Consider the following 261-nt stretch of genomic DNA (forward strand, 5'->3'; position numbering starts at 1 on the left):
CATTGGAAACGGACAATATTTATACCTAAAAGATATTGCCCGAATCGATCTTGGAACTCAGACTTACACAAGTGCAACTTCTATTAATGGTAAACCCGGAGTCGCTATTTCTATCAGTCAGACCCCAGGTTCTAATGCGCAGGAAGTAATTTTGGGCGCTCAAAAAGTAATGGCAGATGCTTCGAAAAATTTTCCATCCGGCATTAAAATGTTGGAGTTGGTAAATATCAATAATTTTTTAAATGAAAGTATTTCCAAGGT

General features: G+C 37.2%; 1 protein-coding gene. It reads left to right on the forward strand.

Annotated elements, in window-relative coordinates; translation table 11 throughout:
- The coding region (locus SB725_RS32035; RefSeq protein ID WP_410923501.1) for an efflux RND transporter permease subunit at positions 1 to 261 on the forward strand (261 nt) is incomplete at both ends.

Origin of the sequence: Pseudomonas sp. SIMBA_041, from assembly GCF_046535095.1 — a bacterium.
Classification (GTDB): Bacteria; Pseudomonadota; Gammaproteobacteria; order Pseudomonadales; family Pseudomonadaceae; genus Aquipseudomonas; species Aquipseudomonas mucoides.